The organism is Shimia sp. (assembly GCF_965227725.1).
Classification (GTDB): Bacteria; Pseudomonadota; Alphaproteobacteria; order Rhodobacterales; family Rhodobacteraceae; genus Shimia.
Window position 1 is genome coordinate 679,968 of record NZ_CBDDGH010000001.1, and the last position, 17,664, is coordinate 697,631.

General features: G+C 58.4%; 14 protein-coding genes. 7 read left to right on the plus strand and 7 right to left on the minus strand.

Annotated features, from left to right (window positions below):
- The first annotated feature begins 36 nt into the window (after nucleotides 1-36).
- Nucleotides 37-1,089, plus strand: coding sequence for an A/G-specific adenine glycosylase (mutY, locus tag ACO07T_RS03325; protein ID WP_422048253.1), 1,053 nt, complete (start codon nucleotides 37-39; stop codon nucleotides 1,087-1,089).
- Between the two features lie 62 nt (nucleotides 1,090-1,151).
- Nucleotides 1,152-2,285, plus strand: a complete 1,134-nt coding sequence (locus tag ACO07T_RS03330) for an alkane 1-monooxygenase (RefSeq protein ID WP_422048254.1) — start codon at nucleotides 1,152-1,154, stop codon at nucleotides 2,283-2,285.
- On the opposite strand, the gene ACO07T_RS03335 is transcribed toward ACO07T_RS03330, so the two are convergent.
- The 4 genes from ACO07T_RS03335 to ACO07T_RS03350 all read right to left on the minus strand — a co-directional run bounded on the left by ACO07T_RS03335 (nucleotide 2,282) and on the right by ACO07T_RS03350 (nucleotide 6,407).
- Complete coding sequence (locus ACO07T_RS03335) at nucleotides 2,282-3,685, minus strand: adenylate/guanylate cyclase domain-containing protein (protein WP_422048255.1); 1,404 nt, start codon at nucleotides 3,683-3,685, stop codon at nucleotides 2,282-2,284. The two genes, ACO07T_RS03330 and ACO07T_RS03335, sit on opposite strands and share 4 nt — an antisense overlap.
- A gap of 291 nt (nucleotides 3,686-3,976) precedes the next feature.
- On the minus strand, nucleotides 3,977-5,092 hold the full coding sequence (locus ACO07T_RS03340; RefSeq protein ID WP_422048256.1) for a site-specific DNA-methyltransferase: 1,116 nt from the start codon (nucleotides 5,090-5,092) through the stop codon (nucleotides 3,977-3,979).
- Between the two features lie 101 nt (nucleotides 5,093-5,193).
- On the minus strand, nucleotides 5,194-5,817 hold the full coding sequence (locus tag ACO07T_RS03345) for a ribonuclease HII (RefSeq protein WP_422048597.1): 624 nt from the start codon (nucleotides 5,815-5,817) through the stop codon (nucleotides 5,194-5,196).
- Nucleotides 5,818-5,933: 116 nt separating this feature from the next.
- On the minus strand, nucleotides 5,934-6,407 hold the full coding sequence (locus tag ACO07T_RS03350) for a hypothetical protein (RefSeq protein WP_422048257.1): 474 nt from the start codon (nucleotides 6,405-6,407) through the stop codon (nucleotides 5,934-5,936).
- Nucleotides 6,408-6,580: 173 nt separating this feature from the next.
- On the opposite strand from ACO07T_RS03350, the gene ACO07T_RS03355 reads away from it, so the two are divergent.
- From ACO07T_RS03355 to ACO07T_RS03370, 4 genes are all read left to right on the plus strand, one after another.
- Nucleotides 6,581-6,883 carry a hypothetical protein gene (locus ACO07T_RS03355; protein ID WP_209064631.1) on the plus strand — a complete coding sequence of 101 codons (303 nt, stop codon included), beginning with the start codon at nucleotides 6,581-6,583 and terminating at the stop codon, nucleotides 6,881-6,883.
- Nucleotides 6,855-7,559 carry a winged helix-turn-helix domain-containing protein gene (locus tag ACO07T_RS03360; protein WP_209078399.1) on the plus strand — a complete coding sequence of 235 codons (705 nt, stop codon included), beginning with the start codon at nucleotides 6,855-6,857 and terminating at the stop codon, nucleotides 7,557-7,559. The genes ACO07T_RS03355 and ACO07T_RS03360 overlap by 29 nt, the downstream gene beginning before the upstream one ends.
- A 154-nt stretch (nucleotides 7,560-7,713) precedes the next feature.
- Nucleotides 7,714-9,279: a DUF427 domain-containing protein gene (locus tag ACO07T_RS03365; RefSeq protein ID WP_422048258.1), complete on the plus strand. Its 1,566-nt coding sequence runs from the start codon at nucleotides 7,714-7,716 to the stop codon at nucleotides 9,277-9,279.
- A gap of 87 nt (nucleotides 9,280-9,366) precedes the next feature.
- A complete protein-coding gene (locus tag ACO07T_RS03370) occupies nucleotides 9,367-10,383 on the plus strand; it encodes a LacI family DNA-binding transcriptional regulator (RefSeq protein ID WP_422048259.1) in 1,017 nt (338 codons plus the stop codon).
- 27 nt (nucleotides 10,384-10,410) lie between these two features.
- Here the strand turns inward: ACO07T_RS03370 and ACO07T_RS03375 are convergent, their stop codons facing one another.
- The 3 genes from ACO07T_RS03375 to ACO07T_RS03385 all read right to left on the minus strand — a co-directional run bounded on the left by ACO07T_RS03375 (nucleotide 10,411) and on the right by ACO07T_RS03385 (nucleotide 15,757).
- Nucleotides 10,411-12,285 (minus strand): hypothetical protein, encoded by a 1,875-nt coding sequence (locus ACO07T_RS03375; RefSeq protein ID WP_422048260.1) that lies wholly within the window; start codon nucleotides 12,283-12,285, stop codon nucleotides 10,411-10,413.
- An 84-nt stretch (nucleotides 12,286-12,369) separates the two neighbouring features.
- Nucleotides 12,370-14,634 carry a glycosyltransferase family 2 protein gene (locus ACO07T_RS03380; RefSeq protein WP_422048261.1) on the minus strand — a complete coding sequence of 755 codons (2,265 nt, stop codon included), beginning with the start codon at nucleotides 14,632-14,634 and terminating at the stop codon, nucleotides 12,370-12,372.
- 43 nt (nucleotides 14,635-14,677) lie between these two features.
- Nucleotides 14,678-15,757, minus strand: a complete 1,080-nt coding sequence (locus ACO07T_RS03385; protein ID WP_422048262.1) for a glycosyltransferase family 2 protein — start codon at nucleotides 15,755-15,757, stop codon at nucleotides 14,678-14,680.
- Between the two features lie 239 nt (nucleotides 15,758-15,996).
- Between ACO07T_RS03385 and ACO07T_RS03390 the strand changes: the two genes are divergently transcribed.
- On the plus strand, nucleotides 15,997-17,661 hold the full coding sequence (locus tag ACO07T_RS03390) for an ABC transporter substrate-binding protein (RefSeq protein WP_422048263.1): 1,665 nt from the start codon (nucleotides 15,997-15,999) through the stop codon (nucleotides 17,659-17,661).
- Nucleotides 17,662-17,664: the final 3 nt, after the last annotated feature.

Below are 17,664 nucleotides of genomic sequence, written 5' to 3' on the forward strand. Positions count from 1 at the left end.
TGTGCCAGCGAAACCGACTCTAGGCGAGGATAAAACTTGCGTGATTTGCCCCAAAGCTCCGACCTCCTGGCTTGGTATGACCACAATGCGCGCAAGATGCCGTGGCGGATTGGCCCGGCGGAGCGCAAAACGGGCATAAAACCTGATCCCTATCGTGTCTGGATGTCCGAAATTATGCTGCAACAGACAACCGTTGCCGCTGTGAAGGACTATTTTGAGCGGTTTACCGCGCGCTGGCCGACGGTCAACGATCTGGCTGCGGCGGCGGATGAAGAAGTCATGGCGGAATGGGCCGGACTTGGCTACTACGCACGCGCGCGCAACCTGCTGAAATGCGCGCGTTTTGTGAGCAACGAATTGGGCGGCGCGTTTCCCGATACGGTCGAGGCGCTTTTGAAATTGCCCGGTGTCGGGCCTTATACCGCAGGGGCGGTGGCCTCGATTGCCTTTGATCAGCCCGCCACAGTGGTCGACGGCAATGTGGAGCGGGTGATGGCGCGGCTGTTTGATGTGCACACGCCCCTGCCCGCCGCCAAACCGGAGCTGACAGAGCTGGCCGAACGCCTGACGCCGCAGGAGCGTCCCGGCGACTATGCGCAGGCGGTGATGGATCTGGGCGCGACAATTTGCAGCCCGCGCAACCCCGCCTGTGGCATCTGCCCGTGGCGCGCCCCCTGTCAGGCACAAAAGGCGGGCACCGCGGCGGAGCTACCCAAGAAAACGCCCAAGAAGCCCAAACCCATTCGCCACGGCGTGGTTTATATCGCGCGCCGGGTGGACGGGGCTTTTCTGCTGGAACGCCGACCGGGCAGCGGGCTGCTGGGTGGGATGCTGGGCTGGCCCGGATCTGAGTGGCAAGAGACGGCGGCCCCGCCCCATGAGGCCCCGATCAAAGCGGAATGGAAAACGCTCAACACCGAAGCGCGGCACACATTTACCCATTTCCATCTGCGCCTGACGGTCTGCAGCGCGCTGGTGCCGATGGACCGCAAGCCGGTCACCGGGCATTTTGTCGACGCTGAAGAATTTGATCCCGGTGATCTGCCAACGGCGATGCGCAAGGCGTTTGATCTCTATCGCGGCGCTTGAGCGCATTGCGGTAAGACGCGCTTGCCCGCATAGTCCTTGCGACGATGAAAGAGGTTTGCGCCATGATCCCCTCCGCACAATTGGCCCGTTTCTCCAGTGCCTTACCGTTTTGGTGTTCGCTGCTGCTGATCCCTCTGGTGTGGATCACCGCGGGTTTGGGCGGCTGGTGGGTGCTGCTTGTGCCAATCACCACATGGTATCTGTTTGCCGCGCTGGACGCCGTCACAGGCCTCAACCTGCAAAACGCTGATCTCGACACTGCTGAGGCGGACCTGAAGTGGTATCGGCTGGTGACCATGATCTGGCCATGGCTGCAATTTGCCACGATTTTTGGCATGATCTGGTATGCCACCCGCGCGGATCATTTGAGCACGGGCGCGTTGATCGGTCTGTTTTTTGGCGTGGGTGTGCTGACCGGCACTGTGGGGATCAACTACAGCCATGAGCTGATGCATCAGAAGCCCAAATATGAACGCTGGCTGGGGGATTTTCTGCTCGCCATGGTGCTTTATTCCCATTTCCGCAGCGAGCACCTGCTGGTGCATCACCGCTATGTCGGTACGCCGCGTGATCCGGTCACGGCGCGCTACAATGAAGGGTTCCACCGCTTCTTCCCGCGTGTCCTGATCGGCTGTCTGAAATCCGCCTTCCGCGCGGAAAAAGAGATGCTGGCGCGCAAAAATCTGCCTTGGACCGACCTCTCCAACCCTTTCTTCCGCTATTGGGCGATGCAGGGGGCGATGCTGATCTTGGCCGGGATCATTGGCGGCTGGCTGGGCGTTTTGCTGTTCATTTGGCAGGCCTATATCGCGATCTGGCAGTTGGAGCTGGTGAACTATGTGGAGCACTACGGGCTGACCCGGAAACATCTGGGGGAAGGCAAATATGAGCATGTGCGCCCGCACCACAGCTGGAATGCGGCCCATAAGGCCTCAAACTGGCTGTTGATCAATTTGCAGCGTCATTCCGATCACCACTACAAGCCGGACAGGCGGTTTCCGCTGCTGCAGAACTACAGCGATGCGGAGGCGCCGCAGCTGCCCTTTGGCTATCCGATCATGACGGTTGCAGCGATGATCCCACCGGTGTGGAAGCAGGTTATGAACCCGCGCGTGCGCAGATGGCGGGAGATGTATTATCCCGAGATCACCAATTGGCAGCCCTATAACAAGGCCAAGAACCCGATGCCGCGTTAACCGGTGATGCCGTGATCGCGCGGACGCTCATAGGCCCAGACGGTGAGCTTTTCCGCGACACCGCGAATGTCCTGATCGGTGAATTTCTGCAGCCCGTCCAGACATTCATCCCCGCCCTCGCGCAGCACTTCGGCGCGCATGCCATCGCTGATCACAAGGCGGGCGTTGAGCCCGCGGGTCATGCTCTCAAGGCGGGAGGCGACGTTGACGGTGTTGCCCACCACGGCAAACTCCAGACGGTTGGCGCCGATGTCGGCCAGAACCGCCGGGCCGTAGTGCGCGCCAAACCCGACCCGCAGCGGCGGGAGCCCCTTGCTGATACGGGCGTTGTTCCAATCATCCACGTCGCGCATCATCTGGCGCGCACAGCGCAGCGCATTTTGCGCATCGCGCTCAGAGGGGCTTGGGGTGCCAAAGGTCGCCATCAACCCGTCGCCGAGATATTTGTCGAGCGTGCCCTCATGGGCAAAAACTGCCCCTTCCATAAGGCCGTGAAATTCGCGCAGGGTCTCGATAACTTCCTCAGGTTTGCGGGCGGCGGCAAACTCGGTGAAGCCGACGATGTCCACAAAAAGGACAGCGATATCATGGGATCGGATCTGTTTGAGCGGCTCGTCATTCTGGCTCAGCTCTTCGACCACATTGGGAGAGAAATAGCGTGACAGATTGGTGCGCTCGCGCTCCAGAGCCGCGTTGGAGCGCAGCAAAGTGTTGAACCGGCGCACTGTCAGGCCGAGCGTGAGCGCCACAAGAATGAAGACAAAGGCTTCCTGAAACCGTAGATCAAGGTGGAAGCTGTTCGGGTCGAGCATCCGCCCAAGCTCGGGATGATTTGGCAGCGCAGTGATCACCGCGTCGCTAAGCGCTTCCATCGGCTCGGTGAACCAGAACGACAGCGCCAGCGCCGCGCACCAGATCATCGCGGTCCATGTGCCAATCGCAATCACCGTGCGCCAGGAATAGGCCAGCGTGCCCGCCGCCAGGATCAGATAGAAATATTGGAAATTGTCATATTGAAAGCGCATGGCAGAGGGCCAGTCATGCTCTCCCAACGGGTTGGGACCGACGATGCCAATGGTCATGATCAAGAGATCAAAAAAGATCAGCAGCAGCTCTGTGCGCGATTGACCGACGCGGCCCACGCGCTGGATGAGCCAGCCATTGGCGCAGAGCACCATCAATATGAAGTGATAATAAAGGACTTCTGGCCACGGGGCGACAAACAGCAGGAAGACGGCCACAACACCCATCGCCCACCAGCGTGCCTTTACCGCAAGCGCGAGACCTTCGCGTTTGTGATGCTCCAGCACAGCCTCGGTGTAGCGGTCCTCGCGGTCAGCCTCGCCACCGCTTGCATGTGCGATGTCGTCGCCGGGGTCTGATCTTACGCCCTCTGTCATCTTCAGAGCCCTCCGTCTCGTTCTCTTAGATAGGTATTCGCGAGATGCTTACACACCCCAAAATGTTTCGATTTGGTGTTGAGATCTGACAATAAGCCGAAACGCTCGAAACGTATCGACGTCATGGGCGCTACGACATCAAGTTGTGTCGCCACTTAATCTCGAAACGCTTTAAAGATCAAAAAGCCCCGCCGTTTCCGGCGGGGAAGTCTTGGTGCCTGTTCAGTCAGTTCGGCAACAGGCACCGGCGGTATTCTACCGGTTTTTTCCTGTCTTCTGAATGCGTTGCCCTTAGTTCGGGCGTGTGGCCATCTCTGCGCGGATCTGTTGACGCAGAAGATCGATCGGCACTTTTTTGCCTTCGCGTTTGTAAGACCAGTAGGTCCAGCCGTTGCAGCTGGGCGCGCCTTCAAGATGTGCGCCAACCTGGTGGATGGAGCCTTTGATGTCGCCACCAATCAGGGTGCCATCCGCGCGGACCTTGGCTTTGTAGCGGCCATTGAGCGAATAAAGCTCTTCGCCCGGACGCAGCATGCCGCGCTCGACCAGCTGGCCAAATGGGACACGTGGCTCTGCGCGCTTGGAGGTGGTCACCTGAAGTGCCTCACGGTCAAACTTGCGCACATTGGCGATGCGTTTCTGCGCCACCTTGCGGTAAGCCGCCTCGCGCTCGATGCCGATGAATTCACGACCCAACATCTTGGCCACAGCACCGGTGGTGCCCGTGCCGAAGAACGGATCGAGCACAACGTCACCCGGGTTGGTCGCGCCAATCAGAACGCGGTGCAGCAGGCTCTCCGGTTTCTGGGTTGGATGCGCCTTGTCGCCGTTTTCGTCTTTCAGACGCTCATGGCCGGTGCAGATCGGAAGCACCCAGTCAGAGCGCATCTGCACACCTTCGTTGAGCGCTTTGAGCGCTTCGTAGTTGAAGGTGTATTTGGCGCCTTCGGATTTGGAGGCCCAGATCATGGTCTCATGGGCGTTGGTGAAACGCTTGCCGCGGAAGTTCGGCATCGGGTTGGATTTGCGCCAAACCACATCGTTCAAAATCCAGAAGCCCTGGTTTTGCAGCTCAGCACCCATGCGGAACACATTGTGGTAGCTGCCAATCACCCAGATTGCGCCGTTTGGCTTGAGCAGGCGACGCGCCGCTTTCAGCCATTCGCGGGTGAATTTGTCATACGCTGCGAAACTGGAAAACTGATCCCATTCATCATCGACAGCGTCGACTTTGGAATTGTCGGGACGGTGCAACTCGCCCTTCAACTGAAGGTTATAGGGCGGGTCAGCAAAAATCAGGTCGATAGAGTTTTCCGGCAGACTGTTCATCACCTCGATACAGTCACCAGACAATATACTATTGATCGGGAGCGCGGATGCGCCCTTCGCTTTTGTCATCGTTTTCATTCTCTGCCTCATTACGGCGCGGTTTTTTTAGTGCGCTCGTTGATGTGGATAAGTTTGAGTCAAACGAGATTCGGCGTCAATTTCTTTTTTGAATCAAGACGTTAGTTTTTAGCTTGATACAACATGTTGTGGATAGGTTTGAAAGAACGTCTATGGTGTGGGGTTATCCCCAGCTCCAGCAAAGCCGCTTTGTGGCTTTTGGACGGGTATCCGGCGTTGGTTTCCCACCCATAGCCCGGAAACTGTTGCGCCAAATCCATCATGATGTGATCACGCACTGTTTTGGCAACAATAGAAGCCGCTGCGATGGACAGAGATTTGGCGTCGCCTTTGACAATTGCCTCCGATTTCAGCGTCAATCCGCGCGGGATCATGTTGCCGTCGATCAACAGATGATCCGGAGCCACGGCCAATCCGGCCACAGCCCGCTCCATGGCGATATGACTGGCACGCAAGATGTTGTGTTCGTCGATCTCCTCGACCGAGGCGTGGGCGATGCAGACATCGGCCACCTTCAAGATCTCTTCGGCCAAAGCATCGCGCCGTTTGGCGGAGAGTTTCTTGGAGTCGTTCAACCCCTCGGGGATGTTGTTTGGATCAAGCACCACAGCCGCCGCCGTCACCGGCCCGGCCAATGGGCCTCGCCCCACTTCATCCACGCCTGCCACACGTGTTGCACCACCGCTGAGGGCGGCCTCTTCCAGCAAAAAATCAGGTGTTGTCATGGGCACTGTGACAATCATCTTCGCGTCCATTTCGCAACAAAAAAGGCTGGACAGCCCCTCGCGCCGTCCAGCCAGTGGCCGCCCTGTCTCGGCCGTTCCCTGCTCGATGGGACCGATTAACGCCACACCACTTGGTAGCCGTTGCGATCAAGGCAATTCGTGCGATAGCCGGAGATCGTACGGTGCTCGCCACGCGCCTGGAAATAGCATTTCTCGGGCAACCGATAGGCAGGGTATTCCGCGCGGAACAGGCACCGCTGACCGTAGGCCTGAATGACTTTGCCGCGGTGGGTTTCAAACCGTTTGGAGCAATGACTTGGCAGCCAGGACTTATGCTTGTGCTTGGCCTTCTTTGCTTTCTTTGCCTTCTTGGGCTGTTCGGCTTTGCTCGGCTGGTAGGTGTAGCGCGGCTTCTCTTTCTTATCGTCCTTGTGGTCGGCCACCGCCGCCCCGATGACCGCCAGAGCCAAGCCGCCAAACAGCAATGCACCAATCGCGTCTTCATCCAAGGCATGCGCGCGGGGAGCAGAAAGGCCGGTGATCACGAGCGCGGCGCTCAGCACGGCGGCAATGAAAGTTTTTGAAGTCATAACAACATCCTCTGCGGTTTTTGTTCGATGAGACCGGTGCGTTGACCGGAAGACATCTTCTGTTTCCGTCAGGATGTGAAAATCGTACAATATCAGGGTGTTGTTATCCTATATCCGGTCACAAATGCGGATTGGTTATTGAATATCAAACGTGCAAAGAGCAGTGTTGCGCCATGAAAAACAGGATCAGATACCCGATTTGTGCGGCAGCTCTTGCGGCCTCCCTCGCCCTGCCCAATCTGGCAAGCGCGGCGGATTGCTATGCCGACTACAAAGCCAAAAAGGACGGCCCGTTGCGGCTGCACTATGGTGTCGTTGCGCTGCAGGGCAGCTGTGACAAAGCCTCTGCCAAGCGGGAAGTTGCCGCGCGCATTGGGCAGGACGGGTGGACGCTGTTAAACGTCCTTTCCGTGTTTGACGCCTCAAAACTCTCCGGGAAAAAAGACAGTGCAGGACAATTCTACCTCCGTTATTGAAACGCGGCGCAGCGGCGGGCGGATTGTGATTTTCGGGGTTGGGGCGGTTGTCTCGATCCTGTTGATTTGCGCGGCTGTCCTGCTTCTGACCTTGCCGGATGCCAACGCGTTTAACGCGCGGGTGGAGCAGTTGTTCATGGAGAATGACGCGCTCACCGGCCAAGCGGAAATCAAGCTTCTGGAAATCCTTGCGCAATCGGGCACGGCCTTTGCTGACACGCTTTCAAGCTATCGCCTGGTGATCCTCGTGTTGCTGGTGTTTGCCACCGCGATGATGATCGCAGCCCTTGTGTGCCTTGTGGCGCTGATGATGCTGAACCGGCGCATGGCGCAGATCGAGCGAGCCGGCATTCAGGTCACCTCACTGATCGTCAGCCGCGAAGAGAAGACCGTTTACCTCAACGAGATGGGCTTCAAACTGACCGATGCCGCCATGGAAACACTTTCGGTGCTGGCGGAGGCGCGGATGGATGACGAGGTGCTTTCAGGCATTGCGCTGGAAAGTGTGATCTCCGGCAAACCATCAGCAGACTGCGATGAGGCGGCAGGGGCGACGCGGATCAAGCGGCTCAGGGATTCTTTGGGCAATCAGATGGTGAGCCAGCTTTTGGTGAAAAACATCGCGCGCAAAGGCTATGTTCTGTCGATCGACAAGGATGTGATCGAGGTGCTCTAACCCTCCTTCTAGCCCCCTGCCCGCGCCCTGCGGCAGCAGCCGTTGAGCCGGTCTGTTGTACAAAAGTTGTTGAAACCGCCCCGTGAGGGCTTGTTTACCCTTTGTTCACACACCACATTGGGACGGACCACGCGCGGCAGGGAGAGATCTTGCTATGGAAGGCTCACGATTTGGGGCAAACGCCGGTTACGGCCTCGACATCAAACCGATAGATGCAACTGTAAAAGTGCTGCGCGACGGCGTGGTGCTGGCGCAAAGCGCGCGCGCCAAGGTCATGTATGAGACGCGCCTGGAGCCGCAGATATACATACCACGCGATGACATCCTTGTGGCGCTGTCAGACCAAAACGAGCTGAAAACCTTTTGCCCGTTCAAAGGCACCGCGCGTTATCGCGACATTCTGATGGATGGGGAAACCATCTCCAATGGTGTGTGGTCCTATGACGACGCCATGCCAGAAAGCCGCGCCATCAACGGCCATATCGGCTTTATGCCGAATGCGGGTGTTGAGGTGGACTTTGGCGGGGCCGAGCTGGAACCGGTTGCGGATGGCAATATCACGGGCCCTCTGGTGGATTGGCTGATGCGCGGCGCTGCGTTTGAAACCACGCCGCAAGACTTCATCGGCGCCTTGGGCCGGAAGATGGAAGAGAGCGGCATTGCCGTCAAACGGATGTCCGCGATGATCTGGTCGCTGCATCCGATGATCGCTGGGCGTCACTATATCTGGACGCGGGACGCGGATGAAATCGTCACTTACACGCCTTCTTACGATCTGCATGAACATCCCGCTTACACCAACAGCCCGCTCTATCATGTCTCTCAAGGGCTGGGCGGGGTGCGCCAGAAGCTTGACGTGCCGGGCCTTGATATGAAGTTCCCCATCATGGATGAGCTGCGGGCTGAAGGGGCGACGGATTATGTGGCGATGCCGCTGATTTTCTCCAACGGGCAAATCAACGTGCTGACCCTGACCAGCGATCACCCCAAAGGGTTCACCACCGCAAACCTCGGGCTGATCTTTGAGGTCTCAAGCGTGATAAGCCGGTTCTTTGAAGTCTTCACACAGAAAGAAAACGCGCAATCGCTGCTGGAAACCTATGTTGGTGCGCGCACCGGTGCGCGCGTGCTGGGAGGCGAAATCCGGCGCGGGGATGGGGACGATATTGATGCGGCGATCATGTTCTGTGACCTGCGCGATTCCACCCGCATGGAAGAAGAGCTTGGCCGCGCCGCGTATATTGATCTGCTCAACACCTTCTTTGAGACCACATCAGCCATTGTCGAAGCCCATGGCGGTGAAGTCCTGAAATTCATCGGCGACGCTGTGCTGGCGGTTTTCCCCGACACGGAGGACGGCGCGGATGCGGGGGCAGAGGCCTTGCAGGCCGCCCGTGAGATTGTGCAACAACTCGAAGCGCTGCGCGATGAAGATCCGCCGCGCTGTTGTGACTGTTCCATCGGCATCTCCTATGGGCGGGTCACTTATGGCAATGTCGGATCGCGCGAACGTCTGGATTTCACAGTGATCGGCCGCCCTGCCAATGTGGCTGCGCGACTTGGGGATTTTGGCAAGAAAGTTGGCCATCGGATTGTCGTGTCTGACGAGGTGGCCCGCCATGATCTGGACCGCAAACCCTTGGGCGATATCACCCTGCGCAACGTAAAAGAGCCGGTCTCCTGCTTCGCGGTCTCCGCCGATAAGCTCGCAGATTGCTAAATTGCGCGACGTCTCACAGCGGCAGACGCTTGAACCTGCGCTTATGATCGCGGTAACATTCCCATGACCTTATGGGGATGACTGTCTGTGACTCAACAAAATCGCTCTTTGACCCTTCGTGATGTATCTGAAGCCTCGGGGGTGTCTGAAATGACAGTCAGCCGCGTGCTTCGAAACCGTGGTGATGTTTCTCCGGCGACAAGAGAAAAGGTGCTCTCCGCAGCCAAAGAACTCGGTTACGTTCCCAACAAAATTGCCGGGGCGCTGGCCAGTCAGCGCGTGAACCTTGTGGCGGTGATCATCCCGTCGTTATCCAACATGGTGTTTCCGGAAGTTTTGAGCGGGATCAGTCAGGTTCTGGAAGACACCGAGCTGCAACCCGTTGTGGGCGTGACCGACTATCTCCCTGAAAAGGAAGAGAAAGTCCTGTATGAAATGCTGTCCTGGCGGCCTTCCGGGGTGATCATTGCCGGGCTTGAGCACACCGAAGCCTCCCGCGCGATGCTGAACGCGAGCGGCATTCCGGTGGTGGAAATCATGGACACCGACGGCGAACCTGTGGACGCGATGGTGGGCATTTCACACCGCCGCGCCGGGCGCGAGATGGCGGCGGCGATTCTGAAGGCCGGCTACAAGAAGATTGCCTTCCTTGGCACCAAGATGCCGCTAGACCACCGGGCGCGCAAACGCTTTGAGGGCTTTACCGAAGTGCTCGCCAAATCCGGCGTCGAGGTGGTTGATCGCGAGTTTTACTCTGGCGGCTCTGCACTCGCTAAGGGCCGCGAGATGACCCAAGCGGTGCTGGAGCGCAGCCCGGATGTGGATTTCATCTACTACAGCAATGACATGATCGGCGCGGGCGGGCTGCTTTACCTGCTGGAGAAGGGCATTGATGTGCCCGGCCAGATCGGGCTTGCGGGCTTTAACGGTGTGGAACTGCTGCAAGGTCTGCCGCGCCAGTTGGCGACCATGGATGCCTGCCGCCGCGAAATCGGCATCAAGGCGGCTGAAATCATTGCCGCGCGCACCGAGGGCAAAGACAAGGACTCAACTGTGACCCTCGCCCCGACGATCAGCTTTGGCGACACATTGCGCGACGCCTAAGCTGTAAGCTATCTCACTTAGAACGGATCAGAGCTTTGCGCGCGCCGCGCGCAGAGCTTTGCGGAAATGTGGCCCACGCCGCCGCGCCAAGACCGCCTCGCAATAGCTGGCGATCATCCATGGACGGCCATCTTTGTTGAGCGTCTGCAACATCTCTTTCTGATAACGCGGCACTTCACGGCGCTGCCGCATGAGCCCGTAGAAGGTGCTGGCATTCATTTCGCCTGCCACACATTTCTCGATCACCGGTTTCAGCAGCCCCATCAGGATCCACAGCGATGCAATCCGGTGCCCCATGAAGCGGCAGCGATATTTGCGCAGGTTGTCCCCCCGAAAGAGCGCTGCGTGCATCGCATCGGCTGGCATGCGCGGATCATAAAAGAGGTTCACCTCTTTGGCCTCTGAAATCAGATCGGGAGCATAGCCATAGCGCCCGCCAAAGTCGCGGTGCCATGCGCGGCGGTAGCGTGTTTCCCAGCTTGCGGTTTCACGATCCAGCGTGGCCTGCGGAGAGATGCAGATGACCGTGGCACCGGGGGCTGCAGAGGAAAAGGCCGCCGCTGCATAGGCCCCCATTGAGGCGCCGTAGAACACGACCTTGTCGAACTGCTCAAAAAAGCCTTCGTCTCGCAGACGGTCAAAGAAATCGAACACCGCCTCGTCGCGATACCAGGTCCAGCCGTGCGCCATCAGGCCAAGCATCGACCAGCCGCGCGAGGTAACAAAGTTATGCCCCCAGGGCATCCGCTCCGCGCTATCCTCATACACGTGATCCAGATTTTCGAAGGTGACAATCAGCGTCTTGCCCTGCTCGATATAGAGCGCGGAGTGCTCCGCTCCCAATTCCTCAAAGAAGCCCTGCTCAGCGCCGACTTCTTGCAGGTTGCGCTTCCAATCAGACCGGCTTGGCGCGGCAGATTTTGTCTCGACTTTGGAAATATCAAGCGCGTCCGGCAGGGCGGCGGCTTTGGGCTTTGCCAGAACGGGGCTCACATTGGCGATTGGCTCTGTTTGCGGAAGAGATGCGGAGGTTTCGGATGGGCTGTTTGCCGTGCCAGAAGCATCAGGGGCTTTCTTCTTTGGCAGGATCAGGGCCGCGTCGGGATCAATGTCGTGCTTTTTGAGCAAACCGTGCATGAAGGAGCCGCGCCGGGGGCGGTTGTCTTCCTTTTCCTCCAAACGCGGCTTCATCCGGCGCGCCCAGAAATGCACGCCACGGGTGTCTTCTGTCAGCCAGTCTTTTTCGATGTCAAACCGGCTTTGGATCATCTTGTTCCGGTCTTTGAAAGACACCGGATAAAACGCCGCTTCCGGCTCGGCGTATTTGATTTCCCCGGACTGGTTGAGGAAATAGGTGACCGCCGCAGGGCCGGTGAACCCCCAGTTTTGCGCCGTCATATGCACCGGACGCCCGGCGTCCTTTTCGGCCTGCAATTCGCGTTGCTGCCACGGCTTCAGCCAGGGGCCGATGGCATATTCGTCTTCAAAGAAATCCAACATGGCGTTGAGCGCTCTGGAGCTTTTGGGCAGCCCCAGTACCGCGTTGCACAAGAGGCCCTCTTTCTCCCAGCCAAAGATCGATTGGCGGGTGTAGTTGAACGGCCGGTAGCAATAGATATCGGCATCCACCCAGATCTTATCGGTCTTTTTGAGCAGGTTCAGCCGCCAGATGTCGGCGTGAATGGCCGGGCTGCCGGTGCGCACGTGGCGATACATCGGCTCGCCGGGAAAAATCTCGCCTGCGTCGGCGGTGTGCACCCCTTCGGGCACGTTGGGGATTTCTTCATAGCTGTAAAGTGTCGTGTGATGCCCTGCGTCGGCAAAGGATTTGAGACACAGTTGTTCCAGCCACGACAGGCGTCCGCCGATCCACAGCGATGCGATCTCAGGTAGCTTTGCCATTTTGCCCCAACCCTTTGTTCTTAATTTGGAAACAGTCTAGGCCGAAACACCTGCCCTGTCTCCGAAAATCCGTTGCAGCCCCCATTAATGGGCTGTGTCCTGCTTCTCTACCGTAAAGAAGAAATCATCTGGTAAATCGCGCTCCACAACCCAATCCGGGATCACCTCCGGCCCGGCAAGGAAGACATTGGCCCCAAAATGCGGATGCAATCTGGCAAGGCGTTCTTGTCTGGCGCTGGTGAGATCTTCGTAGAACTTGGCGTAGTTGGTGGTCTGGCGCAGCGCGTCGATCTTGGCGCGGTGGCGATCCACAGAGAAGGCATGGGCCTCTGCGATTTCCGGGTCAGACAGGAGCCGATCCATCTCTGCCTGCATGGCCGGGATCATGCGCTGGATGGAGGTGTCTTCTTCGGTGTTGTTGTTCATGCGGAACCAATAGGCCATGCCCTGATCGCGATCGACGTGGTTCACGCGGCCCCGGTCACGCTTTACCAGAAAGCTCTCTGCCGAGCGCACGGCATAATGGTTGAGCTGCACCAGATCATAGCCCACCGTGGTTGCGGTTGAGCGCCATGCGTTGCGATACATGTCTTTGGGCAGGGGCTGACCCGAGCCATTCACCCAGTGGATGTGAGACCAAAGCTGGGGATTGAGGCCCTTGGGGCGGTGCACGCCAAGCTTTTTGAAGAGCCCGATGTTGCGGTAAAGCGTCTTGAAGCCCCAGGCCTGATGCGGCTTGCGCGTTTGCTCGCGCGCGCAGCGGGTGAACTGCGCCATCAGCGGCGTGTCGCTGTATCCATGCACATCAGAGTTGCCAAAGAGACGCCATGTGCAGGAGATCAGATTGGCATCCCCCACCGCCTCAAAAAGCGCGGGCAGCGTGCCGTCTCCGGTTTTGATGTTGATGAATTCATCCACATCCATCGAGATGACCCAATCGGCGTTCTGGATCACGGGCTCACTTTCGCCAGCCTGCAGAGCCGCGTGCTGGGGTTTCAGATTGGTGCCTTTGAACGGGTTGTCGCGATGCTGCACAAAGCCTTTTTCCTGCAGCAGATCCAGAAAGCTGTCGGTGCCGTCATTGCAGTCGTTGGTGTAGACCAGAAAGCCCTTCACACCGATGGCACGGTGATAGGCGAGCCATTCGAGAATGAACGGGCCTTCGTTCTTCATGCAGGTGATGATGGCCACGTCATTGTCGGCCGGATCCACCTTGGGCGCAGGAATTTCCGGCATGCGGAGCGGTTTGTGATCAAACTTCTTGCGCGCTATTTTCAGCAGCTCGTCCTCTTCGATCAGCGAGGTCTTTGGCACGATCTGCCCGACGTTCTTAGCCGGATGGCGCAGCGCCATGCAGCGGTAGAATTTCACCCATTCGTCAGGCTTGGTGCGCGCGCCGACCACACGGATCAGCCGCCAGACCACATCAGAAGGCGCTTTCTTGGGCGCTACCACCCAGCGGCGGCGCATCTTGGTGGCGTCAAACTGGACGCAGATGTGATCGGCGTGGCTGGCCTCTTGCCCGTTGCGCACGCGCCAAGGGTAGCAATGCTGCCCCACAAGCGTGATGGCACCGCTTTCGGATTTGACCGCCATATCAAAGAGGGTGCGGCCCTTGGTGCCTGCCCCTTTGGACTGGCTGACCAGATCAGAAATATCCAGTAGCGCAACCGCGCGGGCGCGGCTCAGCCAGCGGTGGCGGATCAGCTCAAAGATTTGCACCTCGCCCAATGGCGCATCCCAAGGAGAGGCCACAGGGATTTCCATCCGGTCCTTGCCCGGCGCGTCTGGGGCGTTGAAAGGGTGTGCCTCAGGCGGCAAATCCGCGTGGCCCAGCGGCACATCAAACCGCACAACCAAGACCTGCTTCAGCCCTTTGATATCCGGCAGGCCTGCCTCAAGCGCGCTCAGATAATCCGTGTCCTTCGCCGGTTGCGCACGATCCACAATCACCGCGCCCTGAAGATTGTGATGCGCCGCGTGATAGCGCAGCCAAGCGAGCGTTGCGACAGCGGTTTCGCCATTGCGCACCGCGAGGGCAACATTCAAGCCGTCAAACACGTCCAAATCAGGCTGTGCAACGGCAATATCTGACTGGGCATCTTTGATCACCAACCGGGGCGCGGAGCCCGCGAAACGCAAGCGCAGGATGGCGCCATCGCCGATGCTGCGCCGTTCCAGAATCTCGGTGCCGGATCCAGCCGAAATTGCACCGGCATCGACGCCGGTTTTGAAAAACGCCTGCGCCTCAGTGCCATCGCTGCTTTCAGCGGCCACGCAAGACAAAAGCGTCGCCCCCGCCAGATCAGCGGTTGTCACTTCGCACAGTTGGAATGCGGCCTTCCCCATGGGTTTGCCCCTGCTCTCTCTTCTTCCCGATCACGCAATGGCGTCAGGATATTTTATCTGTTGCCTGTTGATACCACCTTACCAACTGCTGCTGCAATTGTCGTGGCGGTACCTGACTGCCACCGGCCGTGAGGATTTGGGACATCAGCTCTTGTCCGGCGGGCTGGGTCACGAGGGTCAGGAAGCGTTGCTGATGCCACGCCACCCCGGCGGCATGGAGTGCGGCGACCCCGTCAATCTCCAGAAGTTGCGCCAAAACACTCTCTGTTGCCGGGCGCATCTGAGCGATGGAGGTGTTCTCTTCGGTGTTGAAGTTCCGCTCCACCCAATAACTCAGGTCGACTTTCTTTGAGGCTCGATTGGGCAGCCCGCGCTCGTTCTTCACCACAAATGCGGCGGCGGAGCGCACCGCATAATGGTTAAGCTCCACCAGATCGCGCGCCACGCCAAGACCATAGAGCGACAGCCGTGACGCATTTTCGGCCAGAAAGGGATGCACGGGGTTGCCCGAGCCATCGCGGATGTTTGGCAGGCCTGCTTTTTCGGGGTCTTTCTGCTTGGGGCGGTGCACACCCAGTTGATTGAACGGCCCTTTGGCCCGGAAAAGGGTTTTGAACAGGCTGGCCGCCACTGGATATTGCGCGTCTGCCGGGATCGCTCGGGTGAATTGTGCGGTGACAGGGCGGTCTTCGATCGCAACTTTGTCGTTGTTGCCAAACAGGCGCCAGGGCAGAACCACCGCATCCGTCGCTTCATCAAGCTTGGCGAGCAGATCGGATATGCGGTGCCCCGGCAGGTGGATATTGAGAAATTCATCCACGTCGGTGACCAAGATCCAGTCCGCAGCTTTGCGCAGGGGATGTTTCCACGCCTGCCTTAAAGCCTGCCACTGGATGCTTTTGCCTGACGTTGGCTTGTGGTCCACGTGGGTGATGATCCCTGCGGCGTCCAAAGCCCGAAGCAATGCATCGGTGCCATCGTCGCAATCATTTGAAAAAATGAGGAAATCGGTGACGCCTGCGGCCTTGTGGTGGGCGACCCATTCCAGCAGGTAAGGCGCTTCGTTGCGCACGGAAGTGACGCTGAGTATGCGCGTTGAAGACGTGTCTTGTGCCGTGGTCATGGCCTTTGCATAGCACAGTGATCCTGACGGGACAGGCTTTCACATGAAATCCTCAACGGTTGAGTCTTCCGAGGAACACCTCGTGCGCGGATACCCAGGAATGTGAATTGCTGTGTGGCACAACTGCCCTATGATCTTGAAAACCGGTCGGGATTTCCGGCCTTTGACATTTCTTTCATAGAAGCCAAACATTGTGGCATTCAGAAATTTCGCAACCCCAGCCAAACTGGAGGGCACCGATGTCCTTTCAAAACCGCACCGGAGCGCCATTGCCGCAAAGCCTGATTGATCAGGCGGCCCATGTTGGATCGGACCAGATGTCGCGACGCGAATTTCTGACTTTGGCCAGCGCTTTTGGAGCGAGTTCCGCGACGGCCTATGCGCTGCTTGGAAGCGCAAAGCCAGTGGCAGCGCAGACGGCGACTTCCTCCGCGGGGGGCATTGTGCGCATTCAGCAGGAAGTGCGGGCGCTCAAAGATCCGCGCCTGTTTGACTGGCCGCAGATTGCCAATTTCACGCGCGGCTGGCTGGAATATCTCGTCACCTATGAAAACGATGGCACGTTTAGACCCGCTCTGCTGGAGAGCTGGGAAATTTCCGAGGATGCCAAAACCTATACGCTGAATGTGCGCCAAGGGGTGCGCTGGAACAATGGCGATGCCTTTACGGCGCAGGATGTGGCGCGCAACATCACAGGCTGGTGCGCGCGGGATCTGGCTGGGAATTCTATGGCGGGGCGGTTTGCCACGCTGATTGATCCAGCCACCAACCGCGCGCTGGACGGCGCGATTGAGGTGGTTGATGACCACACGGTGCGCCTGAACCTGCCCAAGGCGGATATTTCGCTGATCCCCGGTATGGCGGATTATCCCGCCGCGATTGTGCATGAAAGCTTTGATCCGGCCACTATGCTGGAAAATCCCGTGGGCACAGGGCCTTACCTGCCGGTGGATTTACAGGTCGGCGCGCGTGGTGTGTTGATGCGCAATGAGGATCACAGCTGGTGGAACGACGGCAACGGCGCCTGGATGGACCGTATCGAGTTTATCGATTTTGGCACTGATCCGGCGGTTTGGGCGCGTGCGGCCAAGGCCGGTGAAATCGACATGACCTATTCGGTGGACGGCGAATATGCCGACCTGATCGGTGCCACCGAAGGTTGGGTCAAAAACGATGTGATCTCCATGTCGACGGTGGTGGTGCGCCCCAATCAGCTGGCCGAGGTGAACGGTCAGATGCCCTATGCCGACCTGCGTGTCCGGCGGGCCATCGCAATGGCGGTGGACAATGAGGTGCTGCTGGAGCTTGGCAACGGCGGTCACGGCCGCACCGCGGAGAACCACCATATCGGCCCTGCGCATCCGGAATATACCGACATCGGCCTGCCGCCCCATGATCCGCGCGGCGCATTGGCGCTGTTGCAGGAGGCAGGCATGGAGGGATTTGAGATGGAAATTCACACCATCGACGATCTCTGGCGCAAAAACACAACGGATGCTGTGGTGGCGCAGCTGCGCGATGCGGGATTTCAGGCCAAAACCACCATTGTTCCAGGCAGCATCTATTGGGACAACTGGGACAAGTTCCCGTTCAGCGCAACGGATTGGAACCACCGCCCACTCGGCGTTCAGATCTGGGCGCTGGCCTATCGCAGCGGTGAAGCGTGGAATGAGTTCGGCTATGCCAATCCGGAATTTGACGCCATTCTGGATGAGGCGCTTGGCACGCTTGATCTGAGCAAACGGCGGGCGCTTGTGGAACGGGGGGAACGGATCTTGCAGGAAGATGCGGTGACCCTACAGCCCTATTGGCGCGCCTTGGCCAACCATACGGTTGAGGAGCTGCTTGGCGGGGCGCATCATATTTCCTTTGAAATACGCCCCGCGGAATTGCGTTGGACCTAAAGC